Genomic DNA, 15,362 nt, shown 5'->3' on the forward strand with positions numbered 1-15,362 from the left:
GCCGCTCCGCGGCCCGTGTGCCTTCGGGTGTGCACCGTGCGTAGGGTGAGCACCATGCGCGTCGTATCGCTGGTGCCGTCGCTGACCGAGGCCGTGGCCGCCACGGCGCCGGGGCTGCTCGTCGGTGCCACCGCGTGGTGCAGCCACCCCGCCGACCTGGACGTCGTACGGGTCAAGGGCACCAAGAATCCGGACGTGCCCGCGATCACCGGTCTCGCGCCCGACCTCGTCCTCGCCAACGAGGAGGAGAACCGCGAGCCCGACCTGGCCGCGCTGCGTGCGGCGGGGATCGAGGTCCTCGTGACCGAAATCCGCACGCTGGAGCAGGCGTTCGCGGAGCTGGAGCGGATCCTGGTGGGCGGCTGCGGACTGGACAGGCCGCGGTGGCTGGACCAGGCCGAGGCGGCCTGGCGGGATCTGCCCGCACCCGGCTCCCCGACGGCGAGGCGTGCTGTGGTGCCGGTCTGGCGGCGGCCGTGGATGGTGCTCGGCCGGGACACCTTTGCGGGCGATGTGCTCTCCCGCCTCGGCGTCGCCAACCTCTACGCCGGTCACGCGGACCGCTATCCGAAGATCCCGGTCGGCGAACTGCTGGCTGCCGGCCCGGACTTGGTGGTGCTGCCCGACGAGCCCTACGTCTTCACGCCCGACGACGGCCCCGAGGCGTTTCCCGGGCTGCCGTGCGCGCTCGTCAGCGGCCGCCATCTCACCTGGTACGGGCCGTCATTGGCGCAGGCCCCGGCCGTGCTCGCCGCGGCGCTGCGAGCAGCTCACCCCTGAGGACGCCCCGGACCGTACGGAATCCCGCCACGCCCCAGGCCGCGACCAGGAGTACGAACAGCGCGACCGCCAGCCATCCGTAGGCCACGAGCCCGGTGTGCCGGGCCAGGACCGCGGAGCCGGTGACGCAGGTGCCGACGGGGAAGGTGCATGCCCACCAGGTCATGCCGAACGGCATTCCGCGCCGCACCGCCCGTGCGGTCAGGGCGGCGGCGACAGCCAGCCAGAGCAGTGCGAACCCCAGTACCGGAACGCCGTAGAGCACCCCGAACGCGCTCAGCGCCCCGGCGTACGGGGCCGCCACCGCGCCGGGTGCCGCGTCCGCGAGCCGGCCGGTGGCGGTGACCGACTGGCCCAGCGGCCCCAGGACCAGGAACAGCGACGGGGTCAGGGCGAGCGGCAGTGGCCCGTCGTGGACGAGCCGGGCGAACACCAGCGGAAGGATCAGCAGCGTGGCGAGCAGGCTCATCCCGAAGAGCGAGAGACAGCCCAGCAGCAGCGCTTCTCGCGCCTGTCCCGGCGGCAGGTGCGGTACGAGCTGCGGGCCGAGCGCCGCGGGCACCATGGGCGCGACGACGGGCAGCAGCCACACGGGGGTGGCCGATCCCGGGCCGGTCCGGTGACGGGTGATCATCAGGTACGGGATTGCGGTCGCGACCACCAGGCCGGTCGCGGTGCCCGCGGCGAAGAGAACGGCAGCCGTCACGAGGGCGGCCCCACCGCCGATGACGTCCCCTCCGACGCCGAGCGTCGCGGCGCCCAGCGCGGGGAACGCCATGGCGGGGCAGCCGTAGAACGGCGCCACCGCGGGGTCGAGGAGCCTGTCGCGGACCCGGCCGGGGTGCCGTATCCACTGTGCGGCGCTCGCGGACAGCAGCCCGAGGAGCAACAGCGCGGTCACCGCCCATACGACGGTGGCGGCGGCCCTCAGCCACGGCTGCACGGCCGGTCCGAGCGGCAGTCCGGCCGCGGTGGTGGCCACGACGGCGGTGCCCATGACCGTGGCGTACCAGTTGGGGCCCAGCTCGCGCGGCGAGGGACGCGTACGGGGCCCGGGGGCGGACACGGGCGGCCGGCCGGAGAGCGGAGGTGCAAGGGCTGTCATGTGAACACCCTTGGGCGGTGTGCGCACGCCCACCAGGGACCGTCGGGTTATGGGGACATAAACTCGGCTTATGGCCAAGCGGCGAAGTGACCCCGGGGCGGCGGGCAGCGGCACACCGCGACGCGGGCGGGCGCGCGGGAGCGGACCCGCCCCAGCCGGCACGGGCACGGGTGCGGGCGGTGACGGCGGCGGAACGGCGGGCGCGGACACGGACGCGGTCCCGGTGTCGCTGGCGCACCGGGTGCCCGAGCTGGGCGCGCTGGAACTGCTGCTGGCCGTCGCACGCCTGGGCAGCCTCGGCCGGGCGGCGAAGGAACTCGGTATCACCCAGCCGGCGGCGAGCAGCCGGATCCGTTCCATGGAACGCCAATTGGGCGTGGCCCTCGTGGACCGTTCACCGCGCGGCTCACGCCTGACCGACGCCGGTGTTCTCGTCACCGACTGGGCGCGCCGGATCGTCGACGCGGCCGAGGTCTTCGACGCGGGGGCCCAAGCGCTGCGCGCCCGCCGCGACTCGCGCCTGCGGGTGGCCGCGAGCATGACCATCGCCGAGTACCTGCTGCCCGGCTGGCTGATCGCGCTACGGGCTCAGCGCCCCGGTACGGCCGTCTCGCTGCTGGCGGGGAACTCCGCCGCGGTCGCAGAGCGTCTGCTGGCCGACGAGGCCGACCTCGGGTTCGTCGAGGGCATCGACGTGCCCGGCGGACTGGACGGCGCCGTCATCGGGCGCGACCGGCTCGTCGTCGTCACGGCCCCCGGGCACCGATGGGCGCGTCGCCGGAGACCGGTCGCCGCGGACGAACTCGCCGAGACCCCGCTGATCCTGCGCGAGCACGGCTCCGGTACGCGCCAGGTCCTCGACTCGGCCCTTGCCGACCGCGGTGGGCTCGCCGAGCCCCTGCTGGAGCTGTCGTCGACGACGGCGGTGAAGTCCGCGGTGCTCAGCGGTGCGGGTCCCTCGGTGGTCAGCGAACTCGTCGTCGGTGAGGAGCTGGCCGCACGCCGGATGGTCCATGTCCCGGTCGAGGGCGTCCTGTTGCGCCGGGACCTGCGCGCGGTCTGGCCCGCGGGCCGCCGTCCGGCGGGCCCGGCCCGCGACCTGCTGTCGCTGACGCGCCGCGGGGGCTGAGGTGCGCCCGGTGCGGCACACGCCGTACTGGAACCGCCGTACTGGAACCGCCGTACTGGAACGAGCCACCAGGTGCTTAGGGAGTGCGGTGGGCCGGATCAGCGGGCGCCTCGGGGCAGCACGTGCGACGTAGCCGCGGGCGCCGCGAGCGGGCCGCCCCGCGGCGCGCGCCGGTAAGCGGCCCGGTTCACGACGGTTGAGCCGCCGCCACCAGCGCCTCCATCAGGCGCAGGTCCTCGCCCGCCTCGGGGTGCCATTGCACCGCGAGCACGAAGCCGCTCCCGCCCTCCGGCTCGATGGCTTCCGTCGTCCCGTCCTCGGCGTATGCGGTGGCGACCAGGCCGCGCCCGAGCGTCTCGATCGCCTGGTGGTGATACGTCGGTACGGACACCGCGTCGGGGAGCACCCCGCTCAGCCGCGTCCCGGGTACCGGCTTGACCTCGTGATACCCGAAGACCCCCGGCTGTTCGGCGTGCCCGTCGTGCCCGACCGTCTCGGGCAGATGCTGCGTGAGTGTGCCGCCCAGCGCCACGTTGAGGAGCTGCATGCCGCGGCAGATGCCCAGCAGGGGCTTCCCCGAGGCGAGGGCGGCCTCGATCAGCGCGAGCTCCCAGGCGTCCCGCTCCGGATACGCCGGGCCCGTCCGGGGATGGCGCTCGGCGCCGTACCGTATGGGCTCGACGTCCGGGCCACCCGAGATCACCAGCCCGTCCAGCCGGGACACCACCGCCCCGGCCTCCGCCGGGTCGTCGGGCGGCAGCAGCGCGGCCCTTCCGCCCGCCCGCTGCAACAGCCGGTGGTAACCGGCGGGCAGCACTGCGGCGGGCAGATCCCAGACACCCCAGCGGACCGACTGTTCCAGGTAGGTGCTGATGCCGATGAGGGGCTTGGCCACGCTGCTTGCCGTGTCCACTTGTGCTCGGGTCCTTCCCGTCGGGTCAGATGTCCAACTCGTGCTCGATGGCCGCCAGTTCCTCCGCCGAGCCCTGGACCTTCGGTCCCTTGAACCACTTGCGGGCCGAAACCAGCCACCAGATACCCGCGAATCCGAGGACGATGAGCACGGCGATCGGGGTGTAGTTGAAGGTGTCGACCGTGACCGGGCTGGTCGTCGGCAACATGAACAGTACCGAGATGAACAGGGTCCATGAGACCGCGATGATGCCGACCGGCCTGCTCCAGCGGCCGAGATGCCACGGTCCGCGCTCGAACCGGTCGCCCTGCTTCAGACGCAGGAACGTGGGCAGCACATACGCGATGTACAGGCCGATGACGGCGATCGAGGTGACGGCCGCGTACGCGGTTGCGTTCCACAGGTAGGGCAGACCCAGCAGGAAGGCGCCTCCGGCGGCCAGCCAGACCGCGTTCGTCGGGGTCTTGGTGCGCTTGTTGATGCGGTGCCAGAACTGCGAGCCGGGCAGCGCACCGTCACGCGAGAAGGCGTAGATCATCCGGGAGTTGGCGGTGACCGACGACATCCCGCAGAAGAACTGGGCGCCGATGGCAATGAGCAGCAGCAGCTTGCCGCCGGTGGCACCCAGCGCGTCGATGAAGATCTGCGCCGGGGGGACGCCCGTGGCACTGTCCAGCGCACCGCTGTAGCTCTGGATGGCGAAGGTGATGCCGACCAGCAGGATCCAGCCGGCGACCAGGGAGACGAGGATCGACATGACGATGCCGCGTGGGCCGGACCTCGCCGCGTCGTGGGTCTCCTCGGTCATGTGCGCGGAGGCGTCGTAGCCGGTGAAGGTGTACTGCGCAAGCAGCAGCCCCAGAAGTCCGACGTAGAAGCTGGAGTGCCAGCCCGTTCCGTTGACGAAGTGGGTGAACACGAAGTCGGCGGACTGATGCTTCGAGGGGAAGATCACCAGGGCGCCGACAATGATCAGCACGCCGAAGACGTGCCACCACACGCTGACGTTGCCGAGGAAGGAGACAAGCTTCACCCCGAAGGTGTTCAGCAGGCCGTGGACCGCGAGCACGATCCCGAACAGCAGGATGGTGTGGCCCGGGGTCGCGGAGAAGCCGAACTGCAGGTCGAGCAGCGCATTGAGGAAGAAGGCCGCGCCGAAGTCGATGCCCGCGGTCACCGCCACCTGGCCGAGGAAGTTGAACCAGCCGGTGAACCAGGACCAGGCCGGCCCGTTGGACGGGGCCAGCTTCGCCGCCCAGTAGTACAGGCCGCCCGCTGTCGGATAGCTGGAGCAGACCTCGGCCATGGCCAGGCCCACGAACAGCGTCATCGTGCCGACCAGCGGCCAACCCCAGGTGATCATGGCGGGTCCACCGGCGTTCATACCGAAGCCGTACAGCGTCAGACACCCGGAGAGGACCGAGATGATCGTGAACGATATGGCGAAATTGGAGAATCCCGACATCGACCGGGCGAGTTCCTGGGCGTAACCGAGTTCGTGCAGGCGTTTTGCGTCGCCGGAGAGCGGACGGTCCTTCTCGGGTTCCTTCACGTGCTTGTCGGTGGTCATGCGCGCCCTCCTCGGGCTCGGGCATCCGCGTGGGCAGGTGGTTGGGGGGCGAATCGTTGCCGGACTGAAATCAAAGGTATGGGGCGATACCTTTGCGCCAGCCGCGGCGGTATGCAAGAGGCCGGCGTGAAAGACCGGTTACGAAACGGCCTCGGCCGCGGTGGCACCGCCCTTTGCGGGGGACGTCCCTACGCCAGGAAGCCGCGCAGCAGCGCCGCCGTACCCGCGCAGTGCTCCCGCATCGCCTCGCGCGCCGCGTGCGCGTCGGCGTCCAGCACCGCCCCGACCAGCGCGGCGTGCTGCGCCTGCGAGTGCTCCAGGTTGCGGACCAGTAGCGGGATGCAGTTCAGCAGGTCGTTGACGGTCGCGCGGACCGCGGCGTACTGGGCGGCGAGCGAGGGGGAGCCGGACAGCTCGGCCAGCGTCAGGTGCAGCATCGTGTCCACGCGCCGGTAGTCGTCCAGCGGGGCCTCCTGCGTGGCGTGCAGCGCCTCCCGCAGCCGGCCGGCCTGCTCGCCGGCCAGGCCGTGGGCCGCGCACAGCCCGGCCGCTCCGACCTCGAGGACCTCGCGGAACCGCAGGGTGTCCTCGACGTCGACCTTCTCGATGCGCCGCCGCAGCTCGTCGCCCGGGTCGCGGATCTCGCCGCCCGGACGCTGGAGGACGAACGTGCCGCCGTACCGGCCGCGCCGGCTCTCCACCAGTCCCTCGTCCTGGAGCACCTTCAGCACCTCGCGCAGCGTCATCCGGCTCACGCCCATACGGTCGGCCAGAACCCGCTCCGCCGGGAGCCGCTCGCCGTACGGGACCAGGCCCAGGCGCAGCACCTGGAGTATCTGCTCCAGGGCTTCTTCGAAGCCGTTGCCCGCGCGGACGGGCCGCAGGACCGGCGCCAGCCGGTCGCCGGAGCCCGCCCCCTGCATCTCGCTCATCGAAGCCCTTCCCAATCAATGGTCTGCGGGACTACCTTAAGGGCCCTCCGGCTGCACCGACAGGAGGCAATCCCGTGGCAGACCGCACACCCCCGCTCTCCGTCGACGAACTCCGCAGACTCGTCGACGCCGGGGAGATCGACACCGTCGTTCTCGGCTTCACCGACATGCAGGGCAGGCTCCAGGGCAAGCGTTTCGCCGCGCGCTTCTTCCTGGACGAGGTCCTGGGCCACGGCACCGAAGGCTGCAACTACCTGCTCGCCGTGGACGCGGACATGAACACCGTCGACGGATACGCCATGTCCTCCTGGGAGCGCGGCTACGGCGACTTCGCCATGCACGGGGACACCGCCACGCTGCGCCGGACCCTCTGGAATCCCGGCACCGCGTTGCTCACCGCCGACCTGGCCTGGCACGACGGTTCGCCCGTCGCCGCCTCCCCGCGCCAGGTGCTGCGCCGCCAGCTCGACCGGCTCGCCGAGCACGGCTGGACCGCGTACGCCGGCACCGAGCTGGAGTTCATGGTCTTCAAGGACACCTACGAGGACGCCTGGTCGCGCGGCTACCGCGACATGAACCCGGCCAACCTCTACAACGTCGACTACTCCCTCGTCGGCACCGGCCGTGTCGAGCCGCTGCTGCGCCGCATCCGCAACGAAATGGGCGCGGCGGGCATGATCGTGGAGTCCGCCAAGGGGGAGTGCAACCTCGGCCAGCACGAGATCGCCTTCCGCTACGCCGACGCCCTCACCACCTGCGACCAGCACTCCGTCTACAAGACCGGGGCCAAGGAGATCGCCGCCCAGGAGGGCATGGCGCTCACCTTCATGGCGAAGTACGACGAGCGGGAGGGCAACTCCTGCCATATCCACCTCTCCCTGCGCGACGAGTTCGGCAAGCCCGTCCTCGCCGACGAACAGCGCGAGTACGGCATGTCGAAGGTCATGCGGCACTTCCTTGCCGGTCAGATCGCCACCATGCGCGACTTCACCCTCTTCTACGCGCCCAACATCAACTCCTACAAGCGGTTCCGGCCGGGTTCCTTCGCTCCGACCGCCGTCGCCTGGGGGCCGGACAACCGCACCTGCGCGCTCCGCGTCGTCGGCCACGGCCACTCCCACCGCTTCGAGAACCGCCTGCCCGGCGGCGATGTGAACCCCTACCTCGCGGTGGCCGCCATGGTCGCGGCCGGACTCCACGGCATCGAACAGGAGCTGGAGCTGCCCGAGGTGTGTACGGGCAACGCCTACACCGGCGACGCCGAGCACGTCCCCATGACGCTCCGCGAGGCCTCCGAGTTGTGGGCCGCGAGCCCCGTCGCCCGGTCCGCCTTCGGCGACGACGTGGTGGAGCACTACCTGAACATGGCCCGTATCGAGCAGGAGGCCTACGACAGCGCCGTCACGGACTGGGAGCGCTACCGCTCCTTCGAGCGCATGTGACGTGCCGTGCGCGTCCGTTCCCCGGAAACCGGAAACGGAACGGAGGACGGGCACGGCGCGACCACCGGCGGAAGGCCGGACCCGGCGCGCGAGGGACGACTGCCCCGGCGGCGGATTGCCGGACACTGCCCCCGGCGCCGCGAGGGCGAACCACAGGAGAGACCTTGCACGAGCTTCACGTACTGAACCCGGCCACCGAGGAGGTCGTCGCCACCGTTCCGGCGGCGACCCCGCAGGACGCCGACGCCTCGGTGGCCCGCGCCACGGCGGCGCAGCGCGGCTGGTCCGCGGTGGCCCCCGCGGACCGCGCCCGGCTGCTGCGCCGCTTCGCGGCCGTCGTCGACGACCACGTCGAGGAACTGGCCGGGCTGGAGGTCCGCGAGGCGGGCCACCCCGTCGGTAACGCCCGCTGGGAGGCGGGCAACGCCCGTGACCTGCTGGAGTACGCGGCCGGTGGCATCGAGCGGCTCAACGGCAGCCAGATCCCGGTGGCCGGCGGCCTGAACGTGACCTTCCACGAGCCGCTCGGCGTCGTCGCGGTCATCGCCCCCTGGAACTTCCCGATGCCGATCGCCGCCTGGGGCACCGCACCGGCGCTGGCCGCGGGCAACGCCGTGATCCTCAAGCCCGCCGAGACCACCCCGCTCACCTCGCTGCGGCTGGCCGAACTCGCCCTGGAGGCAGGGCTTCCCGAGGGTCTGTTCCAGGTCCTCCCAGGTGAGGGCCCGGTCGCCGGCAACGCCCTCGTCGAGCACCCGGGCGTCGCCAAGGTCGTCTTCACCGGCTCCACGGCCGTCGGCAAACAGATCATGGCCAAGTGCGCGGCGAGCGTGAAGCGCGTGACCCTCGAACTCGGCGGCAAGAGCCCCAACATCGTCTTCGCCGACGCCGACATCGAGCAGGCCGCTGCCGCCGCCCCCGGCTCCTTTCTCGACAACACCGGGCAGGACTGCTGCGCCCGCACCCGGATCCTGGTGCAGCGCAGCGCCTACGACCGCTTCATGGAACTGCTCGAACCCGCGGTCAAGGCCTTCACCGTGGGCGACCCGGCCGACCCTGCCACGCGGATGGGCCCGCTCATCTCGGCCGCCCAGCTGGAGCGCGTACGGTCCTACGTCCCGCAGGACGCGCCCGCCGCCATCCGCGGCGAGGCCCCGGCAGGCAAGGGCTTCTGGTACCCGGCGACCGTCCTGGCCCTCGCTGCGGACGGCGCACCGGCCGCCGTCGAGGAGATCTTCGGGCCGGTCGCGGTCGTTCTGCCCTTCGAGGACGAGGACGAGGCCGTACGGCTCGCCAACGCCACCCCGTACGGCCTGTCCGGATCGCTGTGGACCCGCGACGTCGGGCGGGCGATCCGCGTCTCCCGTGCGGTCGCCGCAGGGAACCTGTCCGTCAACTCCCACAGCAGCGTGCGCTATTCGACCCCCTTCGGCGGATTCGGCCAGTCCGGACTCGGCCGAGAACTGGGGCCTGGCGCGCTCACCGCCTTCACCGAGACCAAGAACGTGTTCATCAGCACCGAGGAGAGCAAGTGACGACCGAGCAGACTCCGTCCACGTGCCGGCGGCTCACCGGCCGCACCGCCGTCATCACCGGAGCGGGCAGCGGTATCGGCCTGGCGACCGCCCGCCGCTTCGCCTCCGAGGGCGCCAATGTCGTGTGCGCCGACATCGACGAGACCGCGGGCAAGGCCGCGGCCGCCGAGGTCGGCGGGCTCTTCTGCCAGGTCGACGTGACCGAATCGGAGCAGGTCGAGGCGCTGTACCGGACCGCGTACGAGGCCTACGGCTCGGTCGACATCGCGTTCAACAACGCCGGGATCTCCCCGCCCGACGACGACTCGATCCTCGACACCGGGATCGAGGCGTGGAAGCGCGTTCAGGAAGTCAACCTGACCTCCGTCTACCTCTGCTGCAAGCACGTCATCCCGTACATGCAGCGCCAGGGCAGGGGCTCCATCGTCAACACCGCGTCCTTCGTGGCGAAGATGGGCGCCGCGACCTCCCAGATCAGCTACACCGCCTCCAAGGGCGGGGTGCTGGCCATGTCGCGCGAGCTGGGCGTGCAGTTCGCCCGCGAGGGGATCCGCGTCAACGCGCTCTGCCCCGGCCCGGTCAATACGCCGCTCCTGAAGGAACTGTTCGCCAAGGACCCCGAGCGCGCGGCGCGCCGTCTGGTGCACGTGCCGGCCGGACGCTTCGCCGAGCCCGAGGAGATCGCCGCCGCGGTGGCGTTCCTCGCCAGCGATGACTCGTCCTTCATCAACGCGTCCGAATTCCTCGTGGACGGCGGTATCGCCGGCGCTTACGTGACCCCGCTCTAGAAGCCGTCCGGAATCCGTGGATTCCCGTCCGCAATCCGCTGGTTCGTGCCCGGAATGTCCTCCGCTCCAGGCCGCTCGACCAGGGCAACCGAGCCGCTTGCGCCTCCGGGTTGCCTTACCGGCGGGAACCGGTGTACGGAAGCGGAGGCTCCCCCTAAGGTGACGGCGTGAGCATCACGACCCCGCCCGGCTGGTATCCAGACCCCGGGCAAATAAGCCAGGGCCCTGCCCTGGAGCGATTTTGGGACGGTTCCACGTGGACCGATTACACTCGCGAGCCGCAAGGTGCGGTGGCATCGCAAATACCGCCGTCCCACCACGGCTTCGGCCCGCCGCAACCGTCCGGGCTGTTGTTCTCGCCCGGAACCGGCATGCCGGCCTACACGCCGATGCCCTCGGAGGGCGGCTCGCGCGGCAAGACGTACATGATCGTAGGTGCCGCGGCGGTCCTGGTGGCCGCCATCATCACCGGCATCGTGACCTTGAACGGCGACGGGGACGGCGCGGACCAGGCAGGCCCGCGACCCACTCCGACCGCCGGACAGCCCGACGACCAGGGCGGCAACGGGGGCAACGACGGGGGCAAGGGCGGCGGGGGAGGTGACAGCGTTCCGGACACCCCGGGGCCCGGCCCGGACACCGATGCCGCGCCCGACGTGGTCAACGGCATCACCCTGCCCGTGCTCGCCGGATGGCAGTCGGGCCGCAGCGGTTCGGGCGGCGCGGCGGTGACCATCGGCCCGTACCCGTGTCCCGCCGAGCCGAAGATCGAGTGCGTGCGCGGCGGCGCGTTCACAAGACCGGCGACGGGCTACGACGCCAAGACCGCAGAGGGTGTCGCGAAGGAGGACATCCCGGAGAACGCCGAGGACTCCTACGGCAAGGACCCGAAGACCGGCAAGGAGATGTACGGCGGTGTCACCTCGCACCGGCAGATGAAGGCCGGGGAGGTCACCGTCGCCGGGCAGAAGGGCTACATGATCCGCTGGAGAGTCGGCACCAAGAAGGGCGACGACGGGTACATCCAGTCCCTCGTGTTTCCCTCGCCCAAGGACAAGGACCGGTTTGTGGTGGTCCGTTTCGGCTTCGATGTGGACAAAAAGGCTCCGCCGCTGACCGACATGGACAAGATCATGGAGGGCATCGAAGAGCTGGAGACCGGCGGCAACGCGAGCGACGCCGCGGCCTGAGGAAGGCCGGAGCGGGCGGAACCCGGGGCCCACGGCGGGGGCTCGCTCGACGAACACCCGGACCACGTAACGACGACCACGTAACGACGACCACGTAACGACGAACAGGTGATCAAGGCCGGACCCGGCTCGGGGGAATCGGGTCCGGTTCGGCGTTCGGGGCCCCGGGGGAGACGCGGCACACCTGCCGCCTGGGACGTGGACACGGGCCTACGGCCCCCCGCGCCTGTGGCGGAGACGGGGGCACGGCCCCTCAGAGGAAGGTGCGGCCCTCGCCGCGGTAGGTCGGCACCGTGCCGACGACCCGATCGCCCTCCACGAGCTGCAGTTCGTCGAAGCGCTCGCACAGCTCCCCGGCCTTCGCGTGCCGGAACCACACCTTGTCGCCGATGAGCAGGTCGTCCGCCGCGTGGCCCAGCAGCGGCGTCTGCACCTCGCCCGCGCCCTCCTGGGGGTCGTACCGCAGCCCTTCGGGAAGGTACGGCGTCGGCAGCCGGTCCGCGCCCGCGGCTCCTGACGCCGGGTAGCCGCCGCCCAGCACCGTGACCACACCCACGCCCGGACGCCGGACCACCGGCTGGGCGAACAGCGCCGCCGGACGGCCTCGGAACGACGTGTAGTTGTCGAAGAGCCGCGGCACGAACAGCCCGGACCCCGCGGCGATCTCGGTCACCGCGTCCTCCGCAGCCGTGTGCTGAACGCTGCCCGTGCCCCCGCCGTTGACGAACTCCAGGTCCCGCACCACGGCTCGTACGGCGCGCACCGCCTCCGCGCGCCGGGCCGCCAGCTCGCGGCGTGCCGCCGACTGCATCAGCCGGATCGCCCGTGAGCGCAGCGGTCGGCCCGCGACAGCGTCACCGACCCCCGCCACATGCCCCTCGTACGCCATGAGCCCGACCACACGGAAGCCGGGCCTGCGGGTGATCGAGCCCGCAAGCTCGGCGAGTTGACCGGGTGTACGGAGCGGCGAGCGGCGCGCGCCGACCCGGATCCGGCCGCCCAGCAGACGCAGAGCAGTGTCCAGTTCCAGACAGACCCGGACCTCCTCGCCGCCCCCGCCCTCGCCCCGCGCGGCGTCGATGAGGTCGAGCTGCGCCCGGTCGTCGACGACGACGGTGACGGCGGCCGCGAGCTTCGGATCCCCGGTCAACTCCGCGAAGTGCGCGCGGTCGGCCGACGGGTAGGCGAGCAGAACGTCGTCGAACCCCGAACGCGCCAGCCACAGCGACTCGGCGAGCGTGAAGGACATGATTCCGGCGAAGCCGTCGCGCTCCAGCACTCTCTCCAGCAGCGCCCGGCAGCGCACCGACTTGCTCGCGACGCGGATCGGCTTGCCGTGCGCACGGCGTACGAGGTCGTCGGCGTTGGCGTCGAACGCCGCCAGGTCGGCGATGGCGAGGGGCGCGTCGAGGTGCGCGGTCGCACGGTCGTAGCGGGCACGGTCGGCCGAGGGCTGGGCGGCGTGGGCTGACATGAACCCACCCTGCCAGACCGCTGTTACCGCTGGGTAGAGCCCGTCTCGGGGCAAACCGGCCATGTCTCCGGTCGGGTTGCCGACCCGCCCTCACCTGCCCGTAGAGTGACGCGCACGCTGTGGATCGACCGGGTCCGCGGAGGGATTGTCCAGATACCAACCGGCCTGCCCCGAAAGGCGATCGGCGGCACGGCGACCGGGACGCGAGGGGGGGGCGGATGAGCGCCGAAGCGCCGCGTACGGCCGCCCCCCGTCCGTCCGGCCCGTCCCAGCACCGGGCCGGCACCCCGGCGTCTTCGGATCCCGGGATGGAGCCCCCTTCCGGGGAGGGCGCGGCCACGGAACCGGCTGCATGTGACCCACACGCCTTGGTGATGGCCCCACCGGCCCCAACGGGCGCGGATGCAAGGGAGTTCCGGGCGTCGGGTGCTGGGGCAGATGCTGTGACGGGTGGCGCCGAAACGTTCCCGGATGCCTCTCCGGGGGGCGGGCCCATGACGCCATCGTGCGGCACGGCGTCGCCTTCGGCGAGCCCGGCTTCGTCTTCCGCGGGTGCGGCTTTGTCTTCCGGCGGTACGGCGTCCCCGTCCGCAGGTCCGGCTTCGTCTTCCGCGGGTGCGGCGCCCCCGTCCGCGGGTGCGGCGTCGTCCGCGTCGGCGGCGCAGGCGCCCGCGGGTACGGCGTCCCCGTCCGTGCCGACGGCGCAGGCACCCGCGGGTGTGCCACCGGTATCCGTACCGCCGCCGCCCGCGCACCCGCCGACGGTTCGGCAGGCATCGGTACCGTCACCTCCTTCTGCCCCGGCTTCCGTTGCCGACGGACGCGGGACCGCACCCGTGACCGGCACCGGATCGGCCACCCCGTCGCCGTGCGACCGGCCCCGTGGGGCGGATTCGCCACCCCGGCCGGCCATGCCGCAGAGCGTCCCCGGGCCCTCCGCTCCCAAGGGGCAGCCAGAGCAACGCCGGAGCTGGGTTCCGCCCCAACCTCCGGCGCCCAAAGGAAGTTCGGGCAACACCGTCGCGTCGTCCACTACATCCCCTACGCCCGGTATGCCCGCGCGTCCGGACGATGCACCCGCCGTACGGAACCCGGCGCACGGCGGCCCGCAGCATCCGCCCCGGCCGGACTGGCGTCCGCCGCAGCCCCCGGCCTCGGCCCCGGCCGCCCGTCATCAGTCGTCCGGGGCGGGCGAGGTGCGGCGGGCTGCCGCCACGGAACGGCCGGGCGAATCCCGGGAGACGGGGCACCCGGCGGCGAGCGGTCGTCCGGAGACGCCGTCGCGGGCCGAAGGGGAGGGGCGTGTCCCCGAGCGCCCCGCTGCACCGCCCTCCGCCGCGATGCCTTTCGCATCTCCCGCACCTGCCCAGCCTGGCACGCCGCCGCGCCCCCTCGGTCCCGGCGACAGGGGGAACTGGGGTGCGGGGCGGTCGGCCTTCGGCGCGGGCACGGTCTCCGCTCCATCCGGTCCATCCGGCCACTCCGCTCCTTCTGGTTCACCTGCTCCTTCCGGTTCACCCCCTCCTTCCGGTTCACCCGCTCCTTCCGGTTCGTTCGGTTACTCCGGTTCGTCCGGTCACTTCGGCCCGAACGACCGTGACACCGCCTGGTATGGAGCCGGTTCAGAATTCATGACCCGGACCGCCCCCGCATGGGGCGGACCCCACCGCGAACCCGACCCGGCCGGCGGCATACCCGCGTGGGGCGCGCCGTATCCCCCCCACCCGGTGACGCGGCTGCGGCCCCCCGTCCGCGCCGCGGCCATAGCCGCGTGCCTCGTGCTCGGGTTCGGGCTCCTCGGCGGGGCGGCCGCCGGCAGCTGGCTCACCGGAGGCGGCGACGAGACACCGGCCGCGGGCGAGGCGTTCCATGCGGCCCGGGACCTGTGGCACAGCATCCCCGTGGACCAGCTCTTCCCGCGCACCGTACGCGGCGACGACGCGGGCCCGGGCGGCGCGGACCGTACGTGGACGCGCATAGCAGTGGCCCCTGACGCCACCTGCAAGCGCGCGTTCGACCCGCTGCTGGCCAAGGCGCTGTCGCCCGTCGGCTGCAAACGTCTGCTGCGCGCCTCCTACGTGGACGCGACGACCAGCAGTGTGACCACCGTGGGACTCGTGATCACCAAGGCGGACGCGTCCGGAATGCGCGCGCTGCGCGAACGGTTCGCGAGCGAGAAGCTCGGTGAGCGAAGCGATCTGATGCCCTGTCCGTACGCGGCGAAGGGCACCGCGGCGGCCCGGTTCGGCGACGCGCAACGCGCGACCTGGGTGGTGCGTGTGCTGACGGACGTACCGGCCGTCACCTTCGCCGTCACCGGCTTCGCCGACGGCCGCAAGGTCAGCGATCCGCAGCCCGTCTCGGAGGCGGCGGCTCAGGGCACGACGTCGGCTCCGGGCCAGGCGGGCCTCGGGTACGACGCGGACGGCCTCGCGGACCGTATCGAACGCGACTTCCGCACGGCCTCCACCGCCGCGGCAGCGGAGGAACCCTCATGACGTCCC

The 15,362-nt window shown here is 72.1% G+C and carries 12 protein-coding genes; 7 read left to right on the forward strand and 5 right to left on the reverse strand.

The features are described 5' to 3' along the window. Positions 1 to 54: 54 nt before the first annotated feature. Complete coding sequence (locus tag AB0M26_RS07030) at positions 55 to 780, forward strand: helical backbone metal receptor (RefSeq protein ID WP_365255726.1); 726 nt, start codon at positions 55 to 57, stop codon at positions 778 to 780. Here AB0M26_RS07030 and AB0M26_RS07035 read toward each other — a convergent pair. Next, entirely contained in the window at positions 707 to 1,885 is a 1,179-nt protein-coding gene (locus AB0M26_RS07035) for a TDT family transporter (protein WP_365255729.1), read from the reverse strand. The two genes, AB0M26_RS07030 and AB0M26_RS07035, sit on opposite strands and share 74 nt — an antisense overlap. A 70-nt stretch (positions 1,886 to 1,955) precedes the next feature. Here AB0M26_RS07035 and AB0M26_RS07040 point away from each other — a divergent pair, with 70 nt between their 5' ends. Continuing rightward, positions 1,956 to 3,014 carry a LysR family transcriptional regulator gene (locus tag AB0M26_RS07040; RefSeq protein WP_365255732.1) on the forward strand — a complete coding sequence of 353 codons (1,059 nt, stop codon included), beginning with the start codon at positions 1,956 to 1,958 and terminating at the stop codon, positions 3,012 to 3,014. 187 nt (positions 3,015 to 3,201) lie between these two features. Here AB0M26_RS07040 and AB0M26_RS07045 read toward each other — a convergent pair whose 3' ends face one another. From AB0M26_RS07045 to AB0M26_RS07055, 3 genes are all read right to left on the reverse strand, one after another. Then, a complete protein-coding gene (locus AB0M26_RS07045) occupies positions 3,202 to 3,909 on the reverse strand; it encodes a gamma-glutamyl-gamma-aminobutyrate hydrolase family protein (protein WP_365255890.1) in 708 nt (235 codons plus the stop codon). A gap of 43 nt (positions 3,910 to 3,952) precedes the next feature. Beyond that, a complete protein-coding gene (locus tag AB0M26_RS07050; protein ID WP_365255735.1) occupies positions 3,953 to 5,497 on the reverse strand; it encodes an amino acid permease in 1,545 nt (514 codons plus the stop codon). A gap of 188 nt (positions 5,498 to 5,685) precedes the next feature. Beyond that, a complete protein-coding gene (locus tag AB0M26_RS07055) occupies positions 5,686 to 6,429 on the reverse strand; it encodes an FCD domain-containing protein (RefSeq protein WP_365255738.1) in 744 nt (247 codons plus the stop codon). 74 nt (positions 6,430 to 6,503) lie between these two features. On the opposite strand from AB0M26_RS07055, the gene AB0M26_RS07060 reads away from it, so the two are divergent. The 4 genes from AB0M26_RS07060 (at position 6,504) to AB0M26_RS07075 (ending at position 11,384) form a co-directional block, all read left to right on the forward strand. Beyond that, positions 6,504 to 7,871 carry a glutamine synthetase family protein gene (locus tag AB0M26_RS07060; RefSeq protein ID WP_365255740.1) on the forward strand — a complete coding sequence of 456 codons (1,368 nt, stop codon included), beginning with the start codon at positions 6,504 to 6,506 and terminating at the stop codon, positions 7,869 to 7,871. Between the two features lie 164 nt (positions 7,872 to 8,035). Then, positions 8,036 to 9,406: an aldehyde dehydrogenase family protein gene (locus AB0M26_RS07065; protein ID WP_365255743.1), complete on the forward strand. Its 1,371-nt coding sequence runs from the start codon at positions 8,036 to 8,038 to the stop codon at positions 9,404 to 9,406. Continuing rightward, positions 9,403 to 10,194, forward strand: a complete 792-nt coding sequence (locus AB0M26_RS07070) for a 3-oxoacyl-ACP reductase (RefSeq protein WP_365255746.1) — start codon at positions 9,403 to 9,405, stop codon at positions 10,192 to 10,194. Before AB0M26_RS07065 ends, AB0M26_RS07070 begins: the two co-directional genes overlap by 4 nt. Before the next feature lie 167 nt (positions 10,195 to 10,361). Continuing rightward, positions 10,362 to 11,384: a DUF2510 domain-containing protein gene (locus AB0M26_RS07075; protein ID WP_365255749.1), complete on the forward strand. Its 1,023-nt coding sequence runs from the start codon at positions 10,362 to 10,364 to the stop codon at positions 11,382 to 11,384. A 253-nt stretch (positions 11,385 to 11,637) separates the two neighbouring features. Here the strand turns inward: AB0M26_RS07075 and AB0M26_RS07080 are convergent, their stop codons facing one another. Then, the gene (locus tag AB0M26_RS07080) at positions 11,638 to 12,858 is read right to left on the reverse strand and encodes an alanine racemase (protein WP_365255752.1); all 1,221 of its coding nucleotides are present in this window, start codon (positions 12,856 to 12,858) and stop codon (positions 11,638 to 11,640) included. 1,631 nt (positions 12,859 to 14,489) lie between these two features. Here AB0M26_RS07080 and AB0M26_RS07085 point away from each other — a divergent pair. Next, positions 14,490 to 15,356, forward strand: coding sequence for a hypothetical protein (locus AB0M26_RS07085; protein WP_365255755.1), 867 nt, complete (start codon positions 14,490 to 14,492; stop codon positions 15,354 to 15,356). Positions 15,357 to 15,362 lie beyond the last annotated feature (6 nt).

Origin of the sequence: Streptomyces sp. NPDC051776 (genome assembly GCF_040681345.1) — a bacterium.
In the GTDB taxonomy this organism is placed as follows: domain Bacteria; phylum Actinomycetota; class Actinomycetes; order Streptomycetales; family Streptomycetaceae; genus Streptomyces.

Coding starts and splice junctions, on each gene's coding strand:
- AB0M26_RS07030 (WP_365255726.1), top strand. CDS start 55: ATGCGCGTCGTATCGCTGGTGCCGTCGCTGACCGAGGCCGTGGCCGCC.
- AB0M26_RS07035 (WP_365255729.1), bottom strand. CDS start 1,885: ATGACAGCCCTTGCACCTCCGCTCTCCGGCCGGCCGCCCGTGTCCGCC.
- AB0M26_RS07040 (WP_365255732.1), top strand. CDS start 1,956: ATGGCCAAGCGGCGAAGTGACCCCGGGGCGGCGGGCAGCGGCACACCG.
- AB0M26_RS07050 (WP_365255735.1), bottom strand. CDS start 5,497: ATGACCACCGACAAGCACGTGAAGGAACCCGAGAAGGACCGTCCGCTC.
- AB0M26_RS07055 (WP_365255738.1), bottom strand. CDS start 6,429: ATGAGCGAGATGCAGGGGGCGGGCTCCGGCGACCGGCTGGCGCCGGTC.
- AB0M26_RS07080 (WP_365255752.1), bottom strand. CDS start 12,858: ATGTCAGCCCACGCCGCCCAGCCCTCGGCCGACCGTGCCCGCTACGAC.
- AB0M26_RS07085 (WP_365255755.1), top strand. CDS start 14,490: ATGACCCGGACCGCCCCCGCATGGGGCGGACCCCACCGCGAACCCGAC.